The 25,401-nt window shown below is 65.9% G+C and carries 22 protein-coding genes; 12 read left to right on the forward strand and 10 right to left on the reverse strand.

The window, feature by feature from the left end; all coding sequences use genetic code 11:
- Nucleotides 1–103 precede the first annotated feature (103 nt).
- The 5 genes from recF (at nt 104) to FKQ52_RS02040 (ending at nt 6,966) form a co-directional block, all read left to right on the forward strand.
- A complete protein-coding gene (gene recF, locus FKQ52_RS02020) occupies nt 104–1,228 on the forward strand; it encodes a DNA replication/repair protein RecF (protein ID WP_141625635.1) in 1,125 nt (374 codons plus the stop codon).
- Between the two features lie 1,125 nt (nt 1,229–2,353).
- Entirely contained in the window at nt 2,354–2,593 is a 240-nt protein-coding gene (locus FKQ52_RS02025) for a hypothetical protein (protein ID WP_141625636.1), read from the forward strand.
- Nucleotides 2,594–2,724: 131 nt separating this feature from the next.
- The gene (gyrB, locus tag FKQ52_RS02030; protein WP_141625637.1) at nt 2,725–5,163 is read left to right on the forward strand and encodes a DNA topoisomerase (ATP-hydrolyzing) subunit B; all 2,439 of its coding nucleotides are present in this window, start codon (nt 2,725–2,727) and stop codon (nt 5,161–5,163) included.
- Nucleotides 5,164–5,991: 828 nt separating this feature from the next.
- Nucleotides 5,992–6,660, forward strand: coding sequence for a hypothetical protein (locus FKQ52_RS02035; protein WP_141625638.1), 669 nt, complete (start codon nt 5,992–5,994; stop codon nt 6,658–6,660).
- Nucleotides 6,661–6,747: 87 nt separating this feature from the next.
- Nucleotides 6,748–6,966, forward strand: coding sequence for a nucleotidyltransferase domain-containing protein (locus FKQ52_RS02040; RefSeq protein WP_168196760.1), 219 nt, complete (start codon nt 6,748–6,750; stop codon nt 6,964–6,966).
- 43 nt (nt 6,967–7,009) lie between these two features.
- Here the strand turns inward: FKQ52_RS02040 and FKQ52_RS02045 are convergent, their stop codons facing one another.
- The 7 genes from FKQ52_RS02045 to FKQ52_RS02070 are packed head-to-tail and all read right to left on the reverse strand — an operon-like array spanning nt 7,010 to nt 12,144.
- Nucleotides 7,010–7,450 (reverse strand): hypothetical protein, encoded by a 441-nt coding sequence (locus FKQ52_RS02045; protein ID WP_141625640.1) that lies wholly within the window; start codon nt 7,448–7,450, stop codon nt 7,010–7,012.
- Nucleotides 7,447–7,929: a hypothetical protein gene (locus FKQ52_RS02050; protein WP_141625641.1), complete on the reverse strand. Its 483-nt coding sequence runs from the start codon at nt 7,927–7,929 to the stop codon at nt 7,447–7,449. The genes FKQ52_RS02045 and FKQ52_RS02050 overlap by 4 nt, the downstream gene beginning before the upstream one ends.
- Nucleotides 7,926–8,687 carry a hypothetical protein gene (locus FKQ52_RS02055; protein WP_141625642.1) on the reverse strand — a complete coding sequence of 254 codons (762 nt, stop codon included), beginning with the start codon at nt 8,685–8,687 and terminating at the stop codon, nt 7,926–7,928. Before FKQ52_RS02055 ends, FKQ52_RS02050 begins: the two co-directional genes overlap by 4 nt.
- On the reverse strand, nt 8,666–8,905 hold the full coding sequence (locus FKQ52_RS16335; RefSeq protein ID WP_168196761.1) for a hypothetical protein: 240 nt from the start codon (nt 8,903–8,905) through the stop codon (nt 8,666–8,668). The genes FKQ52_RS02055 and FKQ52_RS16335 overlap by 22 nt, the downstream gene beginning before the upstream one ends.
- On the reverse strand, nt 8,902–9,279 hold the full coding sequence (locus FKQ52_RS16340) for a hypothetical protein (protein ID WP_168196762.1): 378 nt from the start codon (nt 9,277–9,279) through the stop codon (nt 8,902–8,904). Before FKQ52_RS16340 ends, FKQ52_RS16335 begins: the two co-directional genes overlap by 4 nt.
- Entirely contained in the window at nt 9,269–10,459 is a 1,191-nt protein-coding gene (locus tag FKQ52_RS02065; RefSeq protein WP_141625644.1) for a type II secretion system F family protein, read from the reverse strand. The genes FKQ52_RS16340 and FKQ52_RS02065 overlap by 11 nt, the downstream gene beginning before the upstream one ends.
- Entirely contained in the window at nt 10,456–12,144 is a 1,689-nt protein-coding gene (locus tag FKQ52_RS02070) for a GspE/PulE family protein (protein WP_141625645.1), read from the reverse strand. Before FKQ52_RS02070 ends, FKQ52_RS02065 begins: the two co-directional genes overlap by 4 nt.
- A 139-nt stretch (nt 12,145–12,283) precedes the next feature.
- On the opposite strand from FKQ52_RS02070, the gene gspG reads away from it, so the two are divergent.
- From gspG to FKQ52_RS02085, 3 genes are read left to right on the forward strand one after another with little or no spacing between them, the layout of a single operon-like run.
- On the forward strand, nt 12,284–12,673 hold the full coding sequence (gene gspG / locus FKQ52_RS02075) for a type II secretion system major pseudopilin GspG (RefSeq protein WP_240811712.1): 390 nt from the start codon (nt 12,284–12,286) through the stop codon (nt 12,671–12,673).
- Nucleotides 12,670–14,691, forward strand: coding sequence for a type II secretion system secretin GspD (gene gspD / locus FKQ52_RS02080; RefSeq protein ID WP_141625647.1), 2,022 nt, complete (start codon nt 12,670–12,672; stop codon nt 14,689–14,691). Before gspG ends, gspD begins: the two co-directional genes overlap by 4 nt.
- 37 nt (nt 14,692–14,728) lie before the next feature.
- Nucleotides 14,729–15,349, forward strand: coding sequence for a hypothetical protein (locus FKQ52_RS02085; protein ID WP_141625648.1), 621 nt, complete (start codon nt 14,729–14,731; stop codon nt 15,347–15,349).
- Here FKQ52_RS02085 and FKQ52_RS02090 read toward each other — a convergent pair.
- Both FKQ52_RS02090 and FKQ52_RS02095 read right to left on the reverse strand, forming a co-directional pair.
- Entirely contained in the window at nt 15,325–16,134 is an 810-nt protein-coding gene (locus FKQ52_RS02090; protein WP_141625649.1) for an RHS repeat domain-containing protein, read from the reverse strand. The genes FKQ52_RS02085 and FKQ52_RS02090 overlap by 25 nt on opposite strands.
- 8 nt (nt 16,135–16,142) lie before the next feature.
- Complete coding sequence (locus FKQ52_RS02095; RefSeq protein WP_141625650.1) at nt 16,143–16,499, reverse strand: hypothetical protein; 357 nt, start codon at nt 16,497–16,499, stop codon at nt 16,143–16,145.
- A gap of 192 nt (nt 16,500–16,691) precedes the next feature.
- Here FKQ52_RS02095 and FKQ52_RS16815 point away from each other — a divergent pair, with 192 nt between their 5' ends.
- The 4 genes from FKQ52_RS16815 to FKQ52_RS16345 all read left to right on the forward strand — a co-directional run bounded on the left by FKQ52_RS16815 (nt 16,692) and on the right by FKQ52_RS16345 (nt 24,527).
- Nucleotides 16,692–23,390, forward strand: coding sequence for an RHS repeat-associated core domain-containing protein (locus tag FKQ52_RS16815; protein ID WP_168196763.1), 6,699 nt, complete (start codon nt 16,692–16,694; stop codon nt 23,388–23,390).
- 4 nt (nt 23,391–23,394) lie between these two features.
- A complete protein-coding gene (locus tag FKQ52_RS02105) occupies nt 23,395–23,835 on the forward strand; it encodes a hypothetical protein (RefSeq protein WP_141625652.1) in 441 nt (146 codons plus the stop codon).
- A gap of 110 nt (nt 23,836–23,945) precedes the next feature.
- Complete coding sequence (locus tag FKQ52_RS02110) at nt 23,946–24,185, forward strand: hypothetical protein (protein WP_141625653.1); 240 nt, start codon at nt 23,946–23,948, stop codon at nt 24,183–24,185.
- A gap of 195 nt (nt 24,186–24,380) precedes the next feature.
- Nucleotides 24,381–24,527, forward strand: coding sequence for a hypothetical protein (locus tag FKQ52_RS16345; protein WP_168196764.1), 147 nt, complete (start codon nt 24,381–24,383; stop codon nt 24,525–24,527).
- Between the two features lie 400 nt (nt 24,528–24,927).
- Here FKQ52_RS16345 and FKQ52_RS02115 read toward each other — a convergent pair whose 3' ends face one another.
- Nucleotides 24,928–25,365 (reverse strand): surface-adhesin E family protein, encoded by a 438-nt coding sequence (locus FKQ52_RS02115; protein ID WP_141625654.1) that lies wholly within the window; start codon nt 25,363–25,365, stop codon nt 24,928–24,930.
- Nucleotides 25,366–25,401: the final 36 nt, after the last annotated feature.

A 25,401-nucleotide genomic window follows, 5' to 3' on the forward strand; every position in this document is an offset into this window, starting at 1 on the left:
ATTGGTGGGTAGTGATTGGTGATTGCTGGACTGCGGGCGGAATTCACCCGGTCGCCAGCGGTGCGCGCCGTTCTTCTACTCACCAGCCACTTTTCACCCACGCTTGATCACATCTCTCACCCTCACCGACTTCCGCTCCTATGCGAGCGCGACCCTGCCCATCGCGGCGGGGGCGGTGGTGCTTCATGGGCCGAACGGCGCCGGCAAGACCAACCTGCTGGAGGCGCTCAGCCTCTTCACGCCCGGCAAAGGGCTGCGCGGCGCCACGGCTCCGGAGATGGGCCGCCGGGAGCCGGGCGAGGCGACCGGCCGCGCCTGGGCCGTCGCCGCCGTCCTCACCGACGGCGAGGGCGAAACGAAACTCGGCACCGGCGTCCAGACGCCCGGCGCGGCCCGCCGCATCGTCCGCATCGAGGGCGAGACCGCCCAGCCGGGCCGTCTGCTCGACTATCTGCGCCCCGTGTGGGCCACGCCCGAACAGGACCGTCTGTTCTCTGACGCCCGCGCCGCCCGGCTGAAATTCTTCGACCGACTGGTCTTCGCCGACCGCCCTGATCACGCCGCCGCCGTTTCCGCCTACGAAAAAGCCCTGCGCGAGCGCCTGCGCCTGCTGACGGAGGGCGCCGAAGGCCGCCCGGCCGACCCCCTGTGGCTTGATGCGCTGGAAGTCAGGCTGGGTGAGGCCGGAGCCGCCGCCGCGACCGCCCGCGCCGCGGCCCTGACTGTCCTCCAGTCCGCCATCGACGCCCGCAATGATCGTCCTTTCCCGCAGGCGGATCTCAGCCTGACGGGGGAAGCTGAAGCCATGGCCGTCTCGGGTGCGGACCCGGACGCCATCGCCGCCGCCATCCGTGAAGGGATGGTGCGTTCGCGCGGGCGCGACGCCGCCGCCGGCCGCTCCCTGTTCGGTCCGCATCGCTCTGACCTGACCGCCCTGCATCGCGAGAAGAACCGCCCCGCCGCCGAGGGGTCGTCCGGCGAGCAGAAAGCTCTGGTCCTCAACCTGATCCTCGCCCAGATAACCCGTCTGTCCGGCCAGAGCGCGGCCCCGATCCTCCTCCTCGACGAGGCCCCGGCCCACCTCGACACGGCCCGCCGCGCGGCCCTGTTCGACGAGATCGAGGCCCTCGGCCTTCAGGCCTTCATGACCGGCACCGAGGCGGATTTGTTCGCGCCGTTGGCGGGTAGGGCCCAGTTCGTGAAGGTGGCGGACGGCGGGTTTGGCTAGGTTGCCGCCCTCTCCCTCGGGGAGAGGGAAGGGGCCGCGCCGTCAGCCGTAGGAGGGAGTGGGGTTACACAGTCGGCCGCGCATCTCTCGACCTCACCTCTCCATTCGCCCTCAAGCGAATGGAGAGGACAGACCGGCGCGGCAGCGACGGTCAGGAGAGGGCGGCTCGGTGTCGGCAGAAGACGCCTCGAACACCGGTGTCGGCGACCAACCGTCAAACGCCTGCGCCGCCCCCTCCTGATCGCTGCGCGATCTGTCCTCCCCATCGCCTTGAAGCGGGCGATGGAGAGGTGAGGCGCCGCACTCCATCCTTCAAAGATACGGAGGAGTTCACGTCCTGCCCGCGCAATTCCGGGCACTAACCCTCTGACTGCGCTCCATAATTTCCCGGCCCAGCGTCATTTTCCCGCCATAGGAAGCCCGGCCCTCACAATACGTCCATCCCGTCGATGGGGAGGGCGTCGGATCCACGCTTCTCGACGACGGCGGGCTGTGGCCGAGCGATGAAGCCCGCGCGATGGAGAGTGCGGGGGGGCTCGTCGGGCAGGGATGGATCCCGTCCGCTTGCTCGCCGCGCGCTGTTGGAAGCGGACCGCTGGCGTCTCTGAACGGTCGAAGTCCGCCCCGCGTCGGGGTCAGCAATGATCCCGGCGGTGATCCGGCAAGGCCCCAAGCAAAGGCCGCCAACCGGAGGAACGTGTGGAAAACGGCCGCGCGGGACGTCGCTCTCGTCGAAACGGTAAAACAAAACACCACACACCGGGCGAGGCCCGGCGTCCCGCGCCCTTCCCACTCGACCTGCCGCGTTTCGCGGCGGGCCGAGACCGCATGCTTGTCATCCCGGAGCCCGAAGGGCGAGGCCGATCCGGGCCGATGCGGCGAACAGTCGTGCTCCATTCAAAGCCCTCCCGTTTGGCGGAGGGGGGAGGGTTGGGTGGGGTGAATGCAGTGACGCTCAGAACCACCCCGAAAGGCTCCATCGACCCCGCCTCCCGCGCCTCACGCCGAAACACCGCGCCCTCACCCCCATCCCCGGCCCTCCTCCCTCGAGGGGGAAGGGAGACGCACGAAGCCGGGCGGGGAGGGAGATGGGCGCAATCCACTTCCAACTCCGAAAGCCCGCCCATGTCGCCACGCCGTCCCTCTCGCCGTCATCGTCGCAACGCCATGCTGATGGCCGCCCAACGCCTGCGCCTCGAAGGTGTCGCCCGCGGCGAACTGGAGCCGCGCAGTCCGCGCGAGGCCTGTTTTCAGGGCATGATCCAGGACTGCGGTCGCTTCCCGACGCGCGACTTCATCGTCTCCCCGCTTCTCTTCCTGCTCGAGGATGTCGAGCCGGATTCCGACCCTGTCGGCGCCCCCTGAAACCACCCACGGGAATCGCCCCGGAAAGCTCGCAATTCCCGCGATAATTCCTATATTCTGAGCCTTCCGGCGCGGGCCAGATTCGCGCCGTTTTCCGGGTCCTTCACAGGGCCGTCTCACCGACCGATTTGATGACCGACCAGACCCCCGACGACGCTGTCGCCCCGGCCGAATACGGCGCCGACTCCATCAAGGTTCTCAAGGGCCTGGATGCCGTTCGCAAACGCCCCGGCATGTATATCGGCGACACCGACGACGGCTCGGGCCTGCACCACATGGTCTATGAGGTGGTCGACAACGCCATCGACGAGGCCCTGGCCGGTCACGCCGATCTGGTCGAGGTGATCCTGAACGCCGACGGTTCGGTCACCGTGACCGACAACGGGCGCGGCATCCCGACCGCCATCCACGCCGAGGAAGGCGTCTCCGCGGCCGAGGTCATCATGACCCAGCTGCACGCGGGCGGTAAGTTCGACCAGAACTCCTACAAGGTCTCGGGCGGTCTGCACGGCGTGGGCGTCTCGGTCGTGAACGCCCTGTCCGACTGGCTGAAGCTGGTCATCTTCCGCGACGGCAAGCGCCACGAAATGCGCTTCGAGCGCGGCGACACCGCCGAAAGCCTCAAGGTCACGGGCGACGCTCCGATCCGCACCGAGGGGACGAAGAAAGGCGAATTGCTGACCGGCACCCAGGTCACCTTCTTCCCGTCGCTGACCACTTTCAGCCACATCGACTTCGACCTGAAGACGCTGGAACACCGCCTGCGTGAGCTGGCCTTCCTGAACTCGGGCGTGGTCATCAAGCTGCGCGACGACCGCCACGCCGAGCCGTTTGAGGAAATCCTGCACTACGAGGGCGGCGTCGAAGCCTTCGTGCGCCACCTCGACAAGTCCAAAACCCCTCTGCTCAAGGACGTCATCGTCATCCGCGGCAAGAAGGAGGGGATCGAACTCGACCTCGCCCTCTGGTGGAATGACAGCTACCACGAGACGATGCTGTGCTTCACCAATAACATCCCCCAGCGGGATGGGGGCACCCACCTGTCGGCCTTCCGCGCCTCGCTGACCCGCGTCATGGGCGGCTATATCGAAGCCGCCGGCGCCGCCAAGAAGGAGAAGGTCTCGGTCTCGGGCGAGGACGCCCGCGAAGGCCTGACCTGCGTTCTGTCGGTCAAGGTTCCCGATCCCAAATTCTCCAGCCAGACCAAGGACAAGCTTGTCTCGTCAGAGGTCCGCCCGGCGGTCGAGGCCCTGTGCTCGGAAGGTCTCGCCACCTGGTTCGAGGAGCACCCGGTCGAGGCCAAACAGGTCGTCGCCAAGATCATCGAGGCCGCCGCCGCCCGTGAGGCCGCGCGCAAGGCCCGTGACCTGACCCGCCGCAAGACGGCGATGGAAATCTCGTCCCTGCCCGGCAAGCTGGCCGACTGTCAGGAACGCGATCCGGCCAAGTCCGAGCTGTTCATCGTCGAGGGTGACTCCGCCGGCGGCTCGGCCAAACAGGCCCGCAATCGCGAAAATCAGGCCGTCCTGCCCCTGCGCGGCAAGATTCTGAACGTCGAGCGCGCCCGCTTTGATCGCATGCTGTCGTCCGAACTGATCGGCACCCTCATTCTGGCGCTCGGCACCGGCATCGGCCGCGACGACTTCAACGCCGACAAGCTGCGCTACCACAAGATCATTCTCATGGCCGACGCCGACGTCGACGGCGCCCACATCCGCACCCTGCTGCTGACCTTCTTCTACCGTCAGATGCCGGAGCTGATCGAGCGCGGGCACGTCTACATCGCCCAGCCGCCGCTTTACAAAGTCTCCAAGGGCAAGCAGTCGCGCTACCTCAAGGACCAGGCGGACATGGACGCCTATCTGATCGAGGAAGGTTCGTCGGACGCCGAGCTGGACCTGCCGTCCGGCGAGCGTCGCACCGGTCTGGACCTGCAGGCGCTGGTCCGTGAGGCCAAGGCCTTCAAGGCGGGCGTGGATCGCCTGTCGCAGCGCGCTCCGGCCTTCGCCATCGAGCAGTCGGCCCTCGCCGGTCTGTTCTCTGATGAGGGCGGGGATGTGTCGAAGGCCGCCGAACGTCTGAACCTCTTCGCCGAGGAAGGCGACGGCGCCTGGTCCGGCGCTCCGGGCGCGCAGGGGGCCGTCGCCTTCGAGCGTGTTCGCCGCGCCGTGACCGAACGCATCGTTCTGGAAGAAGCCCTGATCCGCTCGCTTGACGCCCGTCGTCTGGCCGAGCGCGCGGCCGCCTTCGAGGGCCTGTTCGACGCCCCCGCCGTCTTCCGTCGCAAGGACAAGACCGTGACCATTCGCGGTCCGATCGATCTGCTCGACGCCGTCCTCGACGCCGGCAAGAAGGGCATCGCCATCCAGCGCTACAAGGGTCTGGGCGAGATGAACCCCGAGCAGCTGTGGGAGACGACGCTGGACGTCAACGCCCGCACCCTGCTGCAGGTCTCGGTCGAGCATGAGGAAGAGGCCTCCGACCTCTTCGCCAAACTCATGGGCGATGTGGTGGAGCCACGCCGCGAGTTCATCCAGGAAAACGCCCTCGACGCCGCCGTCGACGCGTAAGAGCCGGGCTCCGGGTGGTCCGGGTCATAATAGATGAGAACTGACCCACAATAGATGAGAACGGGTCGGAGATTATCAGAATCGCCTGCAAGCCACCCACTTGCGGACGATGAGGCTCTGGACACGCAAATCAGCGGTACGGAGTTGTGACTTCGGACCGCCCAATTCCGAGTAACAACCGAAGGCCGGCGCATGCTGGCCTTCCTTTGTTCGTCTTAGCTCGTCTGGGAGAACGGCTGTGCGCCAGTAGGGGAGAGGTAAGCAACCTTCAGACGTCCCGCTTGGGCTTGGGTCCGCTCCGCCGGACGTCCCGATCGCCCGATTCTGCCCTGCTCACATCCACGGCGGCATCGAAACGTCTCGCGGTGGCATGATCCACCGAGACAGAGACCTTCAGGGTTTCAACTTCTGCGCCCACCTGCTTATCTTTACCGCTGGGAGAGGCGCCTTTGACATCAGATATCACAATCCCGCCCTTTCTCGCGCAGGAAGCCGCGCGAGGCGGAGTTGCTCTATTTTTTGGAGCCGGCGCCAGTCGTGGTGCGCGTCACCCCGTTCCCAATACGAAAATGCCGCTTGGTCTTGGACTGCGGGACCTCTTGAGCGACGAGTTCTTGCAAGGCGACAGCAAAGACCGCGCTCTGAGTGAGGTGGCATCGTTCATTGAGTTGGACGGCGGTCGCCTTCGCCTTGACTCCTACATCGCGAAGCTTATGCTCGGGCCATTCGGGCGACCGATGTTGGGGCAGCGCTCGCCACGGTTCGCAAGAGTCTGGTCCATAGCGGCTACAAGCGACGCTTTTTGATCGAGCAGGTCATCTGCGTGGTGTGCTTCGAACGTCGGCGGAGGCGTTTCAGAAGCAGTACGTTTCGAGCTCCGAGATCGCGAAGGCGCACGGGCTGAAGGCCGTCGCGGTGACACGCCGGCTCAAACATCTGGGGCTCAAGCCTGCACTGGAAAGCGACGGCAGCGCGCGCGTTCAGGCGTGTTGGCGACGCGCGGACGTTCGAGATCTGGATTTCCAATCCCAGTACATGCTGCCATGTGGACGGGCATCGGCGCCGTCGATGTTGGAAGGCGCACACAGACTCGCGAAGCGGCCTACCGGGAGCCCTCGTCTGGCGGCTGGAGCCATCTACACCCACACCGCTTCCGGCATCCTCGGTACGAACTCCTGCAGCCTGCGGGCGGCCGTGGAAGAAGGTCACATCAGGGCCGTGAGCCGGTCGGCGACGGGCAAGATTTTGACCGTCATCGAGGATGACGTGGTGGCCTTCGCACAGCGATACGTTTTTACGCCCAAGCTGGCTGCGGAACTGGGTCTGTCAGTTCGAAACATCTCACGGGGCTTGCTTCGACTGGGGGTAGAGCCGGTATGGGCGGGCAGAAAGCCGGTTCATGCCCTCTGGGATCGTGATGCGTTCGATACTGGAGATCTGCTGCAGCGATGGGTGACGGCAACGGGCGAGCTGTCCGAGCAAAGCTCGCTCTTCTAGGCTGGCGAAATGGGACGAGATGAAACGATACAGGCACTCCGCCGGCTAGCGCCTGTCCTGGCAGCCCGTGGGGTCGAGCACCTCTATTTGTTCGGCTCCGTTGCCCGCAATCGCGCTGGTGAAGCGTCCGACGTTGACCTGGCGTTCGACGTCGCTCCGGATACCGTGTTTGACGCGTTCGATATGGGCGGTGTGGTGATGGACTTGATGGGGGCTCTTGGCCAGAGGGTGGACCTCGTCGAGCGCCGGTCTATGTCGCCCGAGTTCGCCGCACGCATCGCGCCGGACATCGTCCGAATATTCTGAGCTGTATGCGACTGAAGATCATATGACAGTCTGGCGGCCACGATTACCCGCCAGATACATCGTTCGATGCCGGTGCTGGGGCAGGCGCAAAAAGAGCGAGCGCCCGATCACCGGTCGGACCCCGGAGCAGGACGGTCCGTCCTCGTACGGACACCAGTTTCCAGCCGTCCAGTTCCTCTCCAGACCGGACACGGATGACCTCGCCGTCGCTGCCCTTCAGGTAGGCCGTCGAACCCGCGATCCCGACCAGTGTCGGGGTTTGTACAGCATCGGCGACCGGCTCGGTCCGGAGGGCCCCCAGGGAGAAGGGGAAGACGGTGAGGCGCGTGGACGGGCGGGTCTCGAATGTCGGGCCGTCGAACCGGGCCTGCGCTGGCGCCTGCGCCGAGGCGGGTTCCGGCTGCGGCCACAGAAGTAATCCGAGGGTGAGCGCTGCGCATCCGCCGAGGAGCGCCGGGAGCAGATAGCGTCCGGCGATCTTCATGCGACGACCATCAGCAGTACGAGCGTCACTTGACCTCGCCCTTCGGCGCCCCGAGCCAGGACCAGCGATTCAAGTCGAACGGCCTCCCTGTTCACCGCCACCCAGTTCGCGACGGAACCGACGGCCAGGGCGTCGCCGGATCCGGTGATGCGCATCTCCGCCAGTTTGAGGCCTCCCCCCAAGGGACGGACGGAGACGGTGTCGGCGCCATTGACGAGAAGGCCGAGCTCTCCCAGCCGGACGTTGAGATACTCCGCAATCGCGGTCTCGGGATCTGTGCCCGGCGCGCGAACGAGGGGGTGCAGGGACGGGGGCCGGGGACTCTGCGCGGGAGGCGATGCGGACACGGGCGCGCCGGCCCGGGCGGCGCGGACCGCCATGACGTCGCCGACCACGGCGATGAGGGAGGCGAGGGTGACAAGGCCGAGGCCGACCGCAGCCACCGCAGCCGCGCGCCTGAACCAGACCGGCGGGATCATCGGCAGGTCTCCTCACCAAAGAACACGCCTTGCGGCGCGCCGCCGCTGGCCGGTTGAGCCTCGGCGCCGAGCGTCTCCAGTCGCGCGATGTCGGCGGTGTTCTCCGGGGTGAAGGTCACCTGGCGTGTGTCGGCCGAAAGATTGAGGACGGGGACCGGCTGGGTCCCGATCGCGCCGCCGACGCACAGCAGCCGGGTGGAAGCATCCGTGCGCTCCAGGGCGGCCCAATCCGCCAGGGCGGCGTTACGCTCACGGGCGTCCCGCGTCCGACGGGCGGTCTCGCGTTGGGCCTCCGTGATCTCCGGCAATCGCTGCGCCTTCCATTGGTCGGCGCGCATCTGGCCGGCGAGCGCGACCGCGGCGAGGCCGAGCGCGATCAGCGCCGCCCGCGGCGCGTGGACCAACCAGCGGGCCTCGCGATCATCGACGGCGAAGATATTGCGGAACCGGAAGGTCGCCTCGACCCCATCGACAGATCGGGTGGCTGTGATCGCCCGGCGGGAGGCGAATGCAGGGTTCTGCAGCGCCGACCGCCTGAGGATGCCGAGCGCATAGCCCGTCTCGGCGCCGGTTGTTTTCAGGCGAACGAGATCGAAGACGACATCCTTGGGCGGCAGGGGCGATAACCGATCCAGTTGCAGGCGCACGATCGCCCGGGCCTGACGCAGCGAGGTCGTCGGCAGGCTGACGATGCGGGTCATCACCTCCAGGCGGGGGGAGGCGGCCAACTCGAGGTTCAGGTCCTGTTCGGGCGGCATGACTGACTGACACTGTCAAACTCGCACCGCTCGGGCAGGGTGCAACGATAGGGGCGTTCGGGGGGCGACGAGGCGGGGTCTTCCGCGCGGCAGGTCGGGACGGCCCGATCCGCCAGCCCGGCCTGGGCGAGCGCCAGCCGGTGGGCGCTCCGCCCGAGCGCGGCGTAGGCCGCGCCTGCGCCGACCATCAGGATGGAGGCGACCGACATGGCGATCATGAGCTCGAGGACGGTGTAGCCGGCGCGGGCGGCGCCACGGCGTCCACGACCAGGTCCTGGCCGAACCGCCGGTCCACGGTGATCCGGATGCGCCGCGCGGCGGACCCGTCGGCGTCGAGACTTTCGTAGGTCCATGGGCGTCCATCCGTGCTTCCGGATTGCTGCCCGTCAGGACGAACGCCGGCGTAAAGATCCTCGTAAAGATCGTCGGCGATCCGCATGGCGGTCAAGCGATCCTTTGCTTGCGCGAGGCGAGTCACCGTCGTCGCCGCCAGACCGACGGCGGCGGCGACGCCCAGGGTCATGACCGCCAGCCCGGCGAGGGCGTCGACCGCCAGATAACCGCTTCGACGGGACCGGAGGTCAGACGGCAACGGCGTCACCGATCGCGAGAAGCCCCTGGAAGACCAGCATGGTGATCAATCCGACCATCGCGCCGACCAGGATGATCACCAGCGGGGTCATGATCGACAACAGCCGTTCGACGTTCTCCTGGGCGCGCGCGGCCAGCAGGGCTGAGGCGTTCTGGAGCGCCTCCGCGGCCCGTCCGGACTGTTCGCCCATCGTCACATAGTGGAGCAGGTCCGCGGGCGTCTGGGGAATGGCGCTCAGGATCTCTGACAGCCGCGCGCCCTCCATCAGACGATCATCCTGGCCGGCGAGGGCGCGGCTGAGCCAGTCCACCGTGACCGGATCGCGGGCGAGCCGCCAGGCGGGCGCGAGGGGAACCCCGGCGTGCAGCATGACCGCCAGGCGGGACGCGAGGTTGGCGAAGACGAAGTCCCGCAGGGGAGAAACGCGGCCTCGCATTCCAAGTCGGGACAGCAAGCCAAGCGTGAGCCTGCGCAGGCGGGCCGAGAGGACCAGGGCGCCGGCGCCCAGGCCAAGGCCTGCGGCTATGACGGGGGTCGCCGCGCGGACCATGAGGCCGAAGGTGATGACCGCCTGGGTCTGGGCGGGAATGTCCTGCCCCAGGCCTTCGAAGGCGGGCTCCAGGGCCGGCAGGACGGCGTAGGCGTAGATGCCGATCGCGCCCAGGGCGACCGCGATCACGAAGCCAGGATAGAGGCCCAGGGTGATCAGGCGACGCCCCAGCTGGTCCATCGCGGCCAAAGAGGCAGCGCCGGCGGCGAGCACCTCTGTCTGACGGCCGGAGGCCTCGCCGCCGCGCGCCAGGGACTGCAGGAGCCGCGCCGGCGCGCCGGTGGCGACGCCGAGGGCGCGTGAGAGTGGTTCGCCCTCGATCAGCCGACGGCGGATCTCCCGGATGATGGCGGCGACCTTCGGGGTTTCTCGGGCTTCGAGCAGGCTCAGGGCCGGGCCGATGGCCATGCCGCTCTGCATCAGTTGCGCCATGTCGCGGCCCAGCCGCGCGGCCTCGGCGTTCGACAGGCGAAGCGAGCTCTGACGCTGGAACAGGGCGGGGCGGATCCGGACGGGGTGCAGGCGGCTCTCGATCAGGCGATCGCGCAGCGCCGCGGCGGAGGCGGCGTAGCTCACCCCCGTCTGGTGTCGGCCTTCAGGGGTCAGCACCCGGTAGCGAAAGGCCTTCATCGGTCAGCCAGCCGCCAGGCGTCGCCCCAGTCGACCAGGCCTTGCGCGGACTGGGACAGGGCGTCCTGGCGCAGGCTTGCGTAGCCCGTTTGGCGCGGGAGGGTTTCGCGGAGCGCGGAGGCCGGGGCCCCGACGCCGATCAGTTCGCTCACCTCTGGCGTGCAGACCATCAGCTCGGTGATCGCCCGCCGACCACGCCGCCCGGTTCCCCCGCAGGCCGGGCAGCCCTGGGCGCGGCCGACGCGTGGAAAGCTTGGTAGCCCTGCGTCCGCAAGGGCCGCGCGTTCCGGGACGTCGAGCGGCTCCAGGGTGTGGCAGTGGGCGCAGAGCTGGGCCGCGAGCCTCTGGGCCATGACGCCGATCAGGGCGTCGCCCAGCAGGTAGCGCTCGACCCCCATGTCGATCAGCCGCGACGGCGTGGTGGCGGCGTCGTTGGTGTGCACAGTCGCCAGCACAAGGTGTCCGGTCAGGCTGGCCTGGACGGCGAGCCGCGCGGTCTCCGTGTCGCGGATTTCGCCGACCAGGATGACGTCGGGATCGTGTCGCAGGAAGGACCGCAGGGCGGTGGAGAAGGTGAAACCGGCGGCTTCGTTGACCTGGCTTTGCAGGATGTCCTCGAAGACGTATTCGACCGGATCCTCGACGGTCAGGATCTTCTGGCGGGAGGAGGCCAGCCGACGAAGGCCGGCGTAGAGGGTGGTGGTCTTGCCGCTGCCGGTGGGACCGGTCACCAGAAGCAGGCCGTGGGTGCGTTTCAGGAGCTGGTCCAGCCCGGCGGTCACCGCATCGCGCAGGCCCAGCCGTTCAAGGGAGTACTCCACGTCGCGCCGCGTCAGCAAACGGACGACGAGGGACTCGCCGAACACTGTCGGCGTGGTCGAGATACGGACATCGACGGGCACGCCGCGGACGTTGATGGTGGTGCGGCCGTCTTGGGGCGCACGGCGCTCCGCGACGTCCAGATCCGACAACACCTTGATGCGTGCGATCAAAGCCGGGCCGATTTCGCTCGGCAGTCGATCCTGGTCCTGCAACTGGCCGTCGATGCGCAGGCGCACCCGGGTGTGATCGATTTTCTGCTCGATGTGGACGTCGGAGGCGTTCAGCAGGAAGGCGCGCTCGAGGATCTGTTCGGAGATTCGCACCACGGGGGCGTCGCGGGCGTTGTCGCGGAGTCTTTCGGCGTCATCAAGCCAGGTCGCGGCGATCGGCGCGGCTGTTTGCGGGAGATCTATTGCATCGACCGAGGTCTGGGTCTGGCGCCAACCGCTGAGCGTGATCGTGCGAATGCGTATCTCGCGCCCCAGGGCGAACCAAAGCGCCTCCCGGGTGGCCGCGTCCCCCGGATCGACCAGGCCCAGGCACCATTCGCCGGTGTCGTCCGCCATGGCGATCGCGTAGCGATCCTGCAGGAAGCGGGCGTTGAGGCCGGGCAACTCAAGGGGTTCGATCGGCCGGGTGTCCGGCCAACGCGGGGCGTCATACAACTGACTGCAGGCGTCCGCGATCGCCTCTTCGGTCGCCAGGCCCAGCAGGCTCAGGGCGACGGCCAGCGGTTGGCCGGAGGCCCGGCTGGCGCGGGTCGCGCGATCCACGGCGCTGCCGGACAGGCCGAGCGTCCCGGCCAGGTCAGCCCGCGCATGGTCGGGCGCCGGCAGTTCGAACTCATCAGACGTTACAGTCATTCCGACGCCGATGGACTCGGCCCCCGCTCCCCTATAGTCGCTTGATTAGCGCGTCGGTTCTGGGGGAGCCATGGGGGATATCGGCAAAGGGGTGCGATCGGAGCGATCCGGTCGGCGATCAGGCTATACCCTGACGGAAATGCTGGTGGTTCTGGTCATCATCGGTTTGATCAGTGCGATCGTGGTTCCGCAGACCCTGGGTCAGATGGATCGCGCCAAGGTTCGGGCCGCGCGTCTGAAGATGGAGAGCGTGGCCGCGGCGCTGGAGATGTATTCGGCGGACCTGATGCGTTATCCGAGCGCCGAAGAAGGTCTGGCGGCCTTGACCGACGCCCCGGCGGGCGTGGCGGACTGGGCCGGTCCGTATCTGTCAGACAAGGCCTTGCTGAAAGACCCTTGGGGCGCGGACATCGTCTATGCGCCGCCGGCTGCGGCAGGCGACCGGTTCACCCTCACCAGCTATGGGTCTGACAAGTCGCCCGGCGGCAACGGGTTCAAGCGCGACATCACCTTGCAGGCGGCCCAATGACCTTGAAGACCCGCGCGCTTATAGGCGCGGCGATGTGTGTTCTTGCCGGCTGTGAAGCGCCGCGCGCCATCCGACCGGACCTGGCGGTCATTCCCCAGAGCCGCCCGGCGGCGCTGACCCCGGCGGTCGAGGATACGACCGCGGCCGTGGATGAGGACGCGCTCGCATGGCGCATCGAAAACGCCGCCGCGGCGCCGTCGGCGCCCGCGCCGCGCGCATCACCGCAACGGTCGATGAATGTCGTGTTCGACCAGGCGCCGGTGGCGGCCGTCGTGGATGCGGTGATCGGCCAGTCCTTGCGCAAATCCTATCGTCTGGATCCCTCGGTGCAGGGGTCTTTGACGCTCAGCCTGGTCGGCCGGATGAGCGAGGCGGAGGCGCTGGCGAGCTTTGACCGCGCCCTGCGAAGCATCAATGCCGCTGTCGTTCGCGAAGGCGCGGGATATGCCGTGGTGCCGTCCGCCCAAGCGACCCGGTTCAACGGCTTGCCGGTTGCGGGGGACAGCGCCGATGTCCTCGCGGGTTCCGCTGTCTATCAGGCGCGATCGATCAGCGCCGCCGAGATCGCCCGGCTGCTGGAGCCTTTGGCGGGGGAGGGGGCGGTCGTTCGGGCCGACGCCTCGCGCGAACAGGTCTTCGTCACCGGTGATCCCACCACGGTCAGCGCTCTGGTACGCACCGCGCGGTCGCTCGATGTGGATTGGCTCCAGGGCAAGAGTCTGCAGTTCTTCCCCGTCCGTCATGCAACCCCGGCGGACATCGCTTCGGACATCCGCCAGGTCTTCGGCGGTCCGGACGGCCCGCTGGGCAGCCAGATCCAGTTCATCGAGCTGAACAGGCTGAACGGCCTGCTGGTGATCGCCCGGTCTCCGGCCGGCCTGGACCGGGCTTCCGAGTGGATCGCCCGCTTCGACCGGTCGCCGCCGCCCGCGGCGCGGCGTTTGCGATCTATTCCGCTGGCCAACCTTGAGGCCGAACAGTTTGTCACAACCCTGGGCTCCCTTCTCGGCGCCGCGACCAGTGTGACGCCGACCGCCGGGCAACAGCCCGGCGGACAGCCATCGACGCCCGCGCCCGCGGACACGACGGCCGGCGCCACGCCGGCGGCGGTCGCGGGGGGCGCGGCCGGAACCTTGCGGTTGACGGCCGACCCCAGAACGAATTCCCTGATCCTGCTGGCCGACGACGCGGAGTATCGCAATGTCGTCGACATCGTGCGCGAGCTGGACGCGCCGCCGCCCCAGGTCCTGATCGAGGCGACCATCGCCGAGGTCACCCTGAATGACCGCCTGCGCTTCGGCGTCCAATGGTTCCTGGATGATGGCGATCTGACCGGCGGCTTCTCCTCGACCAGCAATGACGAGGCCGCGCCCAGCTTCCCGGGCTTCTCGTTAAGCTATGCGACGTTGGACATACGGGCCGTGCTGAACGCCCTGTCGACCGTCACGGATGTTCAACTGGTCTCGACTCCGAGGGTCCTGGTACTGTCCAACGAGACCGCCGAACTCCAGGTTGGCGACCAGGTGCCGATCATCACCCAGACCGCGGTCGGCCTGAACAACGATAGTCGCATCCTCAACAGCGTCCAGTACCGCGACACGGGCGTCGTTCTCTCCGTAACGCCACGGGTCACCGAGAGCGGCCGCATGTTCATCCAGATCGAGCAGGAGGTGAGCGAGGTTGCGGGCACCACGACCTCCGACATCGATTCCCCCACCATCCAGCAGCGGCGGCTGAACACCCGTATCCAGGTCGAGGACGGGCAACTGGTGGTGCTGGGCGGCCTGCTGCGGTCGAGCACCAGCCTGGGCGACACCGGCGTGCCTTATCTGAGCCGCATCCCGGCGCTGGGGGCCTTGTTCCGGTCGCGCGACAACAACCAGCGCCAGACCGAGCTGGTCATGTTCCTGCGCCCGAAGGTGATCCGGTCGCGGGGCGATATCGAAGCGGTGACCGCGGAAATGGTCAGCCGTCTCCAGGCCCTGAGTCTGCCCGTTGAAGCGCCCGTCGCGCCCTGAACGGGAGAGCCGGCAGGGATACATCTCCCTGCTCGCCATGAGCCTGACGGTCGGTCTGGCGATCTTCGCCGGCGCGGTGGCGACGGGGACGGCGTCCTATATCCGGGCGACCGGCAGTGAGGCGGGGACGATCCGTGAGCGCATCGGGATGGAAAGCGCGGCGGCGACCGTTCTTGGGCGAGCGGCTGAGGGTTTGACAGTCCAGGCCGAGACCGAGGTCGCGATCAATGGGGTGACCTATCGTGTGTCGCTCACGCCGACGAGTCAGAAGGTCGATCTTGCGACGGATAATGAAACGGCGCTGACCCAAGCTGCTGAGGCGGTGGGGATCGTCGTGGATTCCGAACTGGCGCGATCAGCGACGGGGTTGGCGAACCTCTCAAATCTGCTGAGGCTGAATGCGTCCGACGAGGATTGCCTGCGGGCCCGCTTCACCTATGGGCGCGGCGGGCAATCGCGGAGCGAGGGTGATCGTCCGCCTGCGCTGACCGTTGCTCCGGGTGATCAGCTCGATGTTCGGGTCGCTTCAAACGTCGTGCCGGGCACGGTGCTCTGGATGCGAGCGCGGTTTCTTGACCAGGCGTGGGCCTTGCATGACTACCGCCGGCTGCAAGGCGTCACTGTCTGTGAGACTCAGGGCTCGCCCGGTCCACACTGATTGCCGCCGCTGGGGACGCACCCCTCACCGAGCGTCACCTCCACGGTCACCTGGGCGGTGTCCGTGCCGCCATTCCCGTCGCTGACCGTGTAGCTGAAGGTATAGGTCCCGGGCGTGGAGGGCGCGGTATAGTTCAGATAGCCGCCGCCGGGCGCGATGGCGACGTTCCCGCCCGTCGGCGTGGTCACCGCGGTGATCGTCAGGGCATGGCCGTTGGCGTCCGTGTCATTCGCCAGGGGGAAGATAGCCTGTGCGGCGCTGACTGTCGCGCTGGCGTCGTCGTTCGTCGCCACCGGCGGTTGGTTCGCCGACGAGACGGTGACGGTGACGCTTGCCGTCGCCGTGCCGCCGGCGCCGTCAGAGACGGTGTAGGTAAAGGTCTTTGTTCCCGCGCTCGCCGGCGCTGTATAGCGCACGTAGGTTCCGCCGCCCTGGATGGACACGGAGCCGCCGCCGGTTATGGTCCCGAGGTTCGTGACGGTCAGGGTGTTTCCGTCCGGGTCGGAGTCGTTCGCCCGTACCGGAATGTTCACGCTCGCCGACACCTGCACCGACGCGGCGTCATTGACCGCGGTCGGCGCTGTGTTCGGCGTATTGGTGGTCACGATCTGGGTGCGATTGCCCGCCGCATCATAACGATAGTTGATGGTGACGCCGTTCGAATAGATCGCCCGGATGAGACGGCCGGAGCTGTCATAAACATACTGCACTCCCGCATGAGCCGGCAGGGCGGATGCAAGGAGCAGGGCGCCCAGAACGGCGCTGATGGGCTTGGCGAACGTCATCGGCGACCTCAGTTCGGAACGGCTTTGTTAGCTTCGGCGAGCGCGGGCGAGAGTTCGGCTTCCATGGCGCGACCGGCGTCCTGGTTGGCGCGCCATTCCTGCTCGGTCGGGAGGCGCGGAGGCCTTCCGCGGAATTCGGGCTGTAGAAGCCAGGCGCCCAAGCTGACCGCGAGAGCGACGGTCGCCAGTCCGCTGCCGATGATCGCAACTCTCTTCCATGCAACGGCCTTCAGACGGTCCCGCCAGCTTGTCGCCGAGTGGAACTGCTCCATGTCCAGGATATGAGCCCATTGATGCCGAATGACGGATCCGCAGGCGCGCGCTCGCGCCCACAGTCCTGTCAGCAATGCGTTCAAACGCGCCATACATCCCCCGCCGGCAAGCGAGCAGACTAAAGCTGAGCCTTATTGCAGGGACAAGCTGCAATTTCTCGTTGAGGGGTGGATTTTCTCTCTTTCAAAGCGAGGGCGGTTGAGCTTGTCTGTAAGCGTAGCTGTTGCGCGGTGGGGGCGTTGATGGGTCTCGGTGTTGGGAAGGTCCGGCAGGTTGTTCGCCGGATGGGACTTCGTCGCGTCATGCTGGCGGGTCTGGCCGGGACGATGGCGCTGGGCGCCTCGGCGGGCGCCTTCCTGTCGGTGTCGAAGACCGGCGCGCGCGCGCAAGGGACGCCAGGCTACACGCTCTCCACCTACACGGCGTCTGACCTCCCCGGGTTCCGGCTCTCGGTTCAGCAATCTCTCGTCTCGCCCGGCAGCGGTGATCTGGCGACGGTCTATGGTTCCCCAACCTCGCCGACGGCCGGTGCGCCGAGTGCGCGGATCACTGCATTGGCCCGAGCGCTGGAGAACGATCCGGATCGCATCTACCAGTTCGTGCACAACACCATCCTGTTCGAACCGCAGTTCGGCCTGCACAAGGGGGCGGACGGCGTGCTGCTGGACGGCTCGGGCGGGTCGTTCGACCAGTCGCAGTTGATGGTCGAGCTGCTGCGGGCCTCAAGCTATCAGGCGCGCTTCGTGCTGGGCCAGGTCAACCTGTCCGGCGCGGACGCCAAATCGATCCTGCGCGTCAGCAATGCGAGCCAAGCCTGTCTCCTGCTGGCGGCGGCGGGCACGCCGGCGACGGTGAACGGCGGGACGGCCTGCGGATCGATGAGCGGCGACGTCACCGGGGTGACGATGCTGCACCTGTGGGTCGAGGCCAATATCGGCGGCAGTTGGTATGCCTTTGATCCGTCGCTGAAGCTGAACGACAAGATCACCGGCATCGACCTGTGGGACGCGGCGGGGACCAATGCGGCCTCGGCCTGGAACAACATCTCATCCGGCGTGTCGATCGGCGGCGATAATCTGACCGGCGCCAACGCTGCGAACATCCACGCAGACCTGGAAGCCTACGCGACTGCGTTACAGAGCGACCTGATCAACAGCCACACCGACAAGTCGCTCAAGCAGCTGACCGGCGGTTGGGAGATCGTCCGTACAGAAGCCGCGCCGCGCGATGCGACTCTGGTTCGACAGGCTGCCGTCTCAGCCCGCTGGACCGGGGAGGTACCGGCCCCCTATCGCGCGACCCTCCGTGTCGAAACTGCCGGCTTCGACCACACCTTCGACCTGCCCGGCATATATGGGTGGCGGGTGCAGGCCCAACTCCAAGGCACTCTTGAAAGCAGCAAGCTCGTCGTCGCTGTCCGCAAGCAGGACCACCTCGACGCGAGCGCCAACGCCTATTTCGGGACCGGTGGGCCGAACGCCGCCTGCAATACCGAACTCGTGAAGTGCGGCGCCTTGCCGCTCGCCGCGGAGTTCGCCGCCCAGGATCGTCGCCTCGACCTGACCATCAACCATCCCTACGCCGCGCGCGCGACCGGATCGCCGACGACCGCCCTCGGAAGTTTCGGCGACGAAAAGGTGTCCAAGGCCCTCGAAGTGGGCAAGCGGGCGGACTTGTTGGTCCGTACCGGAGGCGGAGACGGGGATCGCCACAGCGTCTGGTCGGCGGCGATGGATCCGGTGCAGGCGCACCGCATCATCCCTGCCGGCAACGCCTACGAATGCGCGTCCCAATCGGGGAACACCCAGACTGACCCGCATGCGTGCGACGGCACCCAGGCGAGCGACTGGCGCTATTGGCGCCAGACAAGTCAGTACGGCCTCCGTCTTTTCCCGTTGGGCGAAAACGCCGTCGCGGAGATGGGTACGAAGAAGGACGCGCTGATCAACAGCTGGACGGACCTGTTCGACAACACAGTCCGGGTGATGGAAGGGCTGTCCGGAGCCCGCATCTTTCATCAGCATTCGGTTGGGATCGCCATCACCACTGACGGCATGGAGAATGTGCTCGACATCGACACCTCCGTCGGCGTCATGGCGATGGGGACGGATTCTCCCCACCACGTCATGGGCGCCCTCGCCGCTCTTGGAGCGATGGAAGAGGGCTTGGCGGTCAGTCAGATCGCGCGCGACCGAAACATGTTTACGGGCGAGTTGCCTGGCGTGAACGCTTCGCATCGGTTCGGCGAGGGGGCGGCCGGGTTGAAGGTGTTGTCGGCTCCTGGCGCGACTTCAAGCCTTCCGTCGAGCGTCCATCAGGATACGCGAACCCAGATCGAGCGGTATCTCGACCGGGGGTTCGAGGTGGTGGCCACGACTGCAGGGACGGAGAACGCGTTCTTCGCTCGCAGGACGGACGGCTCAGAGCAGGCCTGGATCATCCGTACGCCGGTGCGAGCGCACGAGGACAATCTCGATCCGCGCTCCGCCTTCCGAAAGGGAGCTGAGTCTGATGTGCCCAATCCGCTGGATTACCTGGGTAAGGCCGAAGGCCGCCGCATCGCCGCCAATGTCGCCGGCGCCCATCTCGGCGCGGTCGATCTCAGATCGGGATCCCTTTCCTTCAGCGAAGGCGCCGAGATCACCGTCGGACAGGGGGATTTTCCCTACAGCCTCAGCTTCTCGCGCAGTTACAGTTCGTCCGGCCCCGTGGAGGGACGAAGCGGCCTGGGAACGGGTTGGACCCATAACTGGGAGTCCTCCGTCTCCCAAAGTTCGGACGTTCACGCCTTCTTCCCTGAGGCCAGTGTCGTATCGGCAGCGCCCATGCTGGTTACGGCGATGGTCGCTTTGCAGGCTGCCCGAACCGATACCCTCGAAGGGGCCGTCGTGGGAGGCATCGCGACCTCCTGGCTGAATGATCAGGCCTTCGCAAACGTTATAAACGTCAACGGCGGCGGGCAATCCGCCCGTTTCGTGCGCTTGGTCAGCGGCGCTTGGCACAACCCGGCTTCACCGACGGAGACACTGAGCAATATCGGGCCCGGCGTCTCCTATGCGCGCACCCTCGATTGGACGCTGTCGGACAGGTCCATCATGCATTTTGAGGAAATTCCCTACACTCCCGGGACTAATCGTTGGGATCATGTGTACGGCGAAGAGAACGGCCGGGCGGCCATGACGTCGTGGAGCTTCCCGACCGGTGTTGTGATCACTCTCGCCTACACCGGCCAGAATGCGACCAACTCGCCGTCGTTGACGGCGGTCTCCAACAATCTCGGCGCTGTGCTGACGTTTACCAACAGCGCCGCGCCGGAGATGACGGACCAGGACGGCTGCGAGGCGACGGCGGCCCTGATCGATTACGATGGAGGACGCCGCGCGGCCCAGCAGTCCTGTCACGAGGGACGGCGCTTTGGCGGTCGTATCATGAAGGTGAGCGCCGGGGCGGACGAGGTCCGCTTCGAGTACACGGGGCAGTGCCCCAAGAATGTGAACTTCTGCGCCTTCGAGCTGATTTCGGCGCATCGGCAAGGCCTGCGTAAGCGCTACTACAGCTACGGCGCACCAGCGGGTGCTCTGGCGTATCCCGCCGCCGCCATCGATTATCAGCAGGTTCTGACGCAGGTCGTGGACGAGGGTGTTGCGACGCCGCGGGCCCGGTTCGACTGGCGGGCGGTGGGCGGTCAGGTGGCGCCCTATGTGGCGGAATCGTTCGACGCCCAGAACCGCAAGACGGTCTATCACTCCTCGACCTTCACCTTCTCCTCGGCGCGGGACGCCGAAGACGGCGTGGTGCGTCAGGCCTATGACGAGGATGGTCGGCTGATCGCGTCGGCCGACGCTTTGGGCCGCACCTCGCGAGCGAAGTACGACGGCCCGGGCCGGACCATCGAGATCAAAACCCCTTACGGCGACCGGACGACGTTCGAGTTCGACCGCTGGGGCGATCTGCGGGCGCGTGAGCAGACGCCGATCGACAACTGCATGGCAGGTTACACAACCCCCCAGCAACAGACCTGGGCCGCCAACTACTGGTGCGCCACCATCAGGATCGAGGCGGACTATGATCCGGTCTGGCACAAGCCGACCCTGATCCGCCTGCCGGCGACGGCGGCGGACCCGACCCGGCCGGAATGGACGTTGAGCTACAACAGCAAGGGCCTGGTCGATGTGATGACCGGACCCAAGGTCCCGGATGCGACCAACAACAACGCCCTGACCCATCCGGTCTGGCGAACCTGGTACGACAGCTACGGTCGTCCGAACCGCACACAGGATCCGACCGGCGTGGAATCCGCCATGACCTATGGCGGTGGGACCAATCCGGCCTTCTGCCTCACCCGGCAGGTCCAGGGCTCCCAGGTCTCCGGCGGCACGATCTCCACGGACTTCACCTGTGATCCCGTCGGCAATGTGCTGACCACGACGGTGGGCGGCGCCACGACGACGGCCCACTACGATTCCATGCGCCGCAAACGTCTGGAGACGGGACCGGCCGGGACCAACATCGCGACCAAATGGTTCTATGACGACAACGGCGACCAGACCCTGGTCGAGCGCTGGGACTCCAACACTTCGACCTGGCAGGCGACGACGACCACATACTCCGCGACTCACCAGCCGCTGACCGTGACGGACCCGTCCGGCGACATCGCCCGCACCTGCTATGATCTGGTCGACCGGCCAGTGATGACCATTGATCCGGAACTGCGGGCGACGCGGACGGTCTACAACCTCGCGGGCCAGCCGACGGCCATCCATCGCTTCCAGCGCGCAAGCTCCAGCGGCTGCACGGCCGCGACTGAACTGCCGACCGACGTGAACTTTACCGAGACCCGCTGGCGCCGGTTCGAGTACAACGTCGGCGGAATGCAGGCGGCGGAGATCGACGCCAACGGTAATCGCACAGAGCAGCAGTACGACGGTCTGGGCCGTCAGGTTCGCACGATCTACGCCAACACCCTTCAGGCGTGGACGGCGAGCGACCAGCGCGGTCAGGTCGTGGCGCGCAAACAGCCCGCGGGCCATCTGGTCAGCCTGTTCTATGACGCCATGGGCCGCGACTTCCATGTGCGCGAGTTCGGCGCCGCCGAGACCGGTTACGTCTATCGTGGGCGCAACACGGTCGCCGGCTATGATCTGGCGGGTCGTCCCGCCTACCGGGACGTCTCGACCCAGACGACGAAGACCGCGACCTTCGACGACAGCCTGCGTCGGGATGTTCGCAACTACACCTACAACGACGGACTGAAGCGGCTGACGGCCGAGCAGTGGCGTCCCGAAGGGACGGGCGGCATCAGCTATACGACCGGCTACGAGTACGGGGACGGACGCGGCAACCGCACCGCGATCACCCAGCCTCAGTCGGGCGGGGGAAGCTGGACCATCGACTACATCTACGATCTGGCCAATCGGGTGCAGACGGTCAGCTTCCCCAGCGCCTCGGGCACGCAGACGGTCAACATCAGTCATGACTCCCTCAACCGACGCACGGGCGTCGATCGGCCCGGCTCCGCGGCGGACACGACCTACGCCTATGACGTCGACAACGATCTGACCGGTATGAGCCACGCCTTCGTGGCGGGGACTGGCCCGGGCGCGACCAGCTTCACCTATGGCCGGGACCAGTCCGGCAAGGTGACCTCCATCGGCATCAACCAGCCGGTGTTCGAGTGGATGCCGACGCTGGGTTATGGCCGCACCTATGGTCCGGCCTCGAACATGAACCGGATCAGTTCGGTCAGCGATGCGGTCGAGAGCCGAGGGCTGAGCTGGAACGGGGACGGAGACCTGAGCCAGGAGGTGCGCACGCCGGTCGGCGGCGGGGCGGCGGTGACTTGGACCTACAGCTGGACCTACGGCCACCGTCTGGCCGTCGTGACCAACAACGCGGCGGTTAATCCGCTGACGGCCAGCTACCACTATGACAGCGACGACCGGCGCACCAAGAAGGTGGTCAACGGGGTCACCACCCGCACGATGTGGTCCGGAACCGACGAGCTGGCGGAGTACGACGTCAACGGCGATCTGATCCGCAGGTTCATCCCGGACGGGACGGGCGGCATGGATCAGCGGCTGGCGACGGTGACGGCGTCAGGTGCTGTTTACTGGCACCACACCGACCATCAGGGCTCCGTGATCGCCACCTCGGGCAGTGACGGGCAGACGGTGGGGACGGCGACCTACTCGCCGCACGGGGAAGGCGCGCCGCCGGCCCAGAGCCCATTCGGCTACACCGGGCGGCAGTACGACCCGGAGACAGGGCTCTACTACTACCGTGCTCGGTACTACTCACCCTACCTGGGCACCTTCCTTTCCATGGACCCCATCGGGACCAAGGATGATCCGAACCTCTATATCTACGTGGGGCTGGACCCCACGAATGCGACGGATCCGACGGGGAGGCAACTCGCTGCTATAGGCCGGGCAATCAGGAATGTGCAGCAGGTCGGCGGCCCGATAGTTGATAGCTATCGGAGAGGAATTCGGGATTGGATTGACGGAGTTGACTCCCAAGAGGCCCGAGACACAGAAGCTGTTGTCACGGGCGATGTTGTTGGCTTGTTGACCGGTGGAAACCTACGTGCGGACGAGAGGGTCGTCGTGGATGCGATGGTTGCAGGCGCAACTGGTGGCGTACTCGGCGGAGCTCGTCGTGGAGGGGGGGAGCAGGGAGGCCGGTCGGGAAGAGGGCAACGTGGTCCACAACATCACAGGCCAAACCCCGAAGCTTCTGGGCCGCACTCTCAGTTTCGAACGAATCCAGAAAGCGGGCGGGTGTCTTCGTACGAGACCTACGATTATCCATCGGAGGGGCGTGGTGTCCGAGTTGATATAGAGGGGAGTTCGCATGGCGGTATCCCGACGCCCCATGCGGTTGATACTACGGTACATGTAAATCCGAACGATCCGTCCGCTAGTCGCGTGGTGGAAGGTCCTACTCGTCCTGCGCGTCCAGACGAAATACCTAGGGGGAGGTGATTTTATGAACTTCGATGATTTGATCGCGAGAGGGCTGATATCAACGCTGGATGCCTGGAATGAGGGTGCTGTGAGTAAAATTGGGCTGGAAGACTTGTCTTCTTTGTCGGGGGGCTCGGGATTATTTTTATCTTATGCATCGTTGTTTAGCCCTAAGCTGACCGAAGTGGGGGGGGGTCACTTTCTATCTTTTAGGTTTGATGAAGGTATTTACTTAGAGTGGATTGGATCTGGGCGCGCAATTAGCGATGTAGAACTTGTAATGAATCACGTTCACATGACTTATTTTGCTCAGGGCGAGGATGTTTCTATTGATGTTTTAGACAAAATGGCCGAAGTTTTATTCCATTTCTGGAGTCTGGGTCTTCCGGCGGGGGTTTCCCCTGTTATCCTTGGCAAAGGAACCGTTGACGTTTCGGTGACATTTTTTACATCTTTGTCTTGATGGTTTATTTTGGTTTCTGGAACGTGTGTGCCCTATATTCTTTAGAGGGTTGCAGCCAGGCAAAGTGTTGCTCTCAAGGTGGTTGGCCAAGTGAAGACTATTTAGGGTGGTTGCAACTGGTGATTTGGTGGAAGCAGCGGATTGATACCAACGTAACTATCATGGGCGGTGATAAAACGGGGCGGTTTGTGCGTCTGGCGGATAGCAGTTTGCGCAACTCGAAATCGTCGAAGGAAGAGCTGATGGTCAGCACTCCGGCCCCAAGCTTCTGCCTTCATGACTGGACCCAGTCACATGTGCAGCGGAACGGTGCAGGCTCGACGACCTTCAGCATAGCTCCGGCAAAGTGACCTCAATTGGCATGAGCCAGCCGGTTCTCGAGTGCATGCCGCGCTGGCTTTATGGCCCCACCTATGACCCGGCCTCAAACATGAACAGGATCGGTTCGGTCAGCGATGCGGTCGAAAGCCGGGCGCTGACGTGGTATGGGGACGGGGACCTATAACATGAGGTGCACACTCTGACGGGGGCGGGGCGGCGGTGACTTGGACCTCCGCTGGACCTACGGCCACCGTCTGGCGGGGGTGGCGAACTACTCCCCGGCGGCCCAGCTGGCGGCGACTTACCGCTATGACAGCGACGACCGGCGCACCAAGAAGGTAGTCGGCGGGGTCACCACCCGCATGACGTAGTCCGGAACCGCCGAACTGGCCGAGCACGATGTCAACGGCGACCTTATCGGCGGTTCATCCCGGACCTTATGCAGGTCCTTGGATGGAGGGTGGGACCTCGTCGAGCGCGGGTCTATGTCGCCGGAGTTTGCCGCTCGCATCTAGTCGAGGATCATCTGGATATTCTGATCTTTAGGCAGCCGTGGACGACAGGCAGGGCGGACCCCGGTTTTCTCGGAAATTGTGAACCGGGGTCTCACTTTCCCAGAAATTCTGAACCGCCCAGCTCACTTTCTCAAAAATTGTGAACCAGCATTCTCAAATTTTCTGAATCTCGCAAGGAAAAGGCGAGTCATTTCAGCGAGAGCTTTCTCGTCAATTGTGATTCGGACCATCCGGGCGGCTTGGCCGGGGCCTCCGGCTAAGGCCGCCCGGCTTCCACGAAGGCCCGGATGCTGGGGTACGTCGTGCCTTGCGAGCGGGCGCCGTCACAGACGATCTGCTTGAGGAATTCCGGCGCCGTATTGGGGCGCACCGCTTCCCAGGCGGCGTTTTCCTCGGGATAGTCGCCGTCCTCGCTGCCGTCCGCGGCGAAATCCTTCGCCCCGGCCGTCCGCCATTTCCCGGCGCCGCAGTCGAACTGATAGATTTCCTGGCTGTGGCTGAGATCGGTGGCGGGCAAATTCAGCGGCGCCGAGGCGATCCGGATCGAGGTTATGCCGCCCGGGACCGACGTGATGCTGTCGACATCCGCCAGATAGGCGCGGTTCGGTGTGCGGGAAAAGGCGTGCCAGTCCTCAGCCAGGGCGGGCGTCGCGGCCATGGTCAGGGCAGCGGTGGCCGCCAGTGCGAATTTCATCAGAGAACCTCCCCAGGAACATCGTTAGCCATGATG

The sequence above is a fragment of the Brevundimonas sp. M20 genome, assembly GCF_006547065.1.
Classification (GTDB): domain Bacteria; phylum Pseudomonadota; class Alphaproteobacteria; order Caulobacterales; family Caulobacteraceae; genus Brevundimonas.

Excerpts from the sequence above, each read along its gene's own strand:
- FKQ52_RS02115 (WP_141625654.1), bottom strand. The coding sequence starts at position 25,365 with ATGAAATTCGCACTGGCGGCCACCGCTGCCCTGACCATGGCCGCGACG.
- FKQ52_RS02070 (WP_141625645.1), bottom strand. The coding sequence starts at position 12,144 with ATGACTGTAACGTCTGATGAGTTCGAACTGCCGGCGCCCGACCATGCG.
- FKQ52_RS16815 (WP_168196763.1), top strand. The coding sequence starts at position 16,692 with ATGGGACTTCGTCGCGTCATGCTGGCGGGTCTGGCCGGGACGATGGCG.
- FKQ52_RS02095 (WP_141625650.1), bottom strand. The coding sequence starts at position 16,499 with ATGGCGCGTTTGAACGCATTGCTGACAGGACTGTGGGCGCGAGCGCGC.
- FKQ52_RS02085 (WP_141625648.1), top strand. The coding sequence starts at position 14,729 with ATGAGCCTGACGGTCGGTCTGGCGATCTTCGCCGGCGCGGTGGCGACG.
- gspG (WP_240811712.1), top strand. The coding sequence starts at position 12,284 with ATGCTGGTGGTTCTGGTCATCATCGGTTTGATCAGTGCGATCGTGGTT.
- FKQ52_RS02055 (WP_141625642.1), bottom strand. The coding sequence starts at position 8,687 with ATGCCGCCCGAACAGGACCTGAACCTCGAGTTGGCCGCCTCCCCCCGC.
- gspD (WP_141625647.1), top strand. The coding sequence starts at position 12,670 with ATGACCTTGAAGACCCGCGCGCTTATAGGCGCGGCGATGTGTGTTCTT.
- FKQ52_RS02105 (WP_141625652.1), top strand. The coding sequence starts at position 23,395 with ATGAACTTCGATGATTTGATCGCGAGAGGGCTGATATCAACGCTGGAT.
- FKQ52_RS02050 (WP_141625641.1), bottom strand. The coding sequence starts at position 7,929 with ATGATCCCGCCGGTCTGGTTCAGGCGCGCGGCTGCGGTGGCTGCGGTC.
- gyrB (WP_141625637.1), top strand. The coding sequence starts at position 2,725 with ATGACCGACCAGACCCCCGACGACGCTGTCGCCCCGGCCGAATACGGC.
- FKQ52_RS02025 (WP_141625636.1), top strand. The coding sequence starts at position 2,354 with ATGTCGCCACGCCGTCCCTCTCGCCGTCATCGTCGCAACGCCATGCTG.
- FKQ52_RS02090 (WP_141625649.1), bottom strand. The coding sequence starts at position 16,134 with ATGACGTTCGCCAAGCCCATCAGCGCCGTTCTGGGCGCCCTGCTCCTT.
- FKQ52_RS02065 (WP_141625644.1), bottom strand. The coding sequence starts at position 10,459 with ATGAAGGCCTTTCGCTACCGGGTGCTGACCCCTGAAGGCCGACACCAG.
- FKQ52_RS02045 (WP_141625640.1), bottom strand. The coding sequence starts at position 7,450 with ATGAAGATCGCCGGACGCTATCTGCTCCCGGCGCTCCTCGGCGGATGC.
- FKQ52_RS16335 (WP_168196761.1), bottom strand. The coding sequence starts at position 8,905 with ATGATCGCCATGTCGGTCGCCTCCATCCTGATGGTCGGCGCAGGCGCG.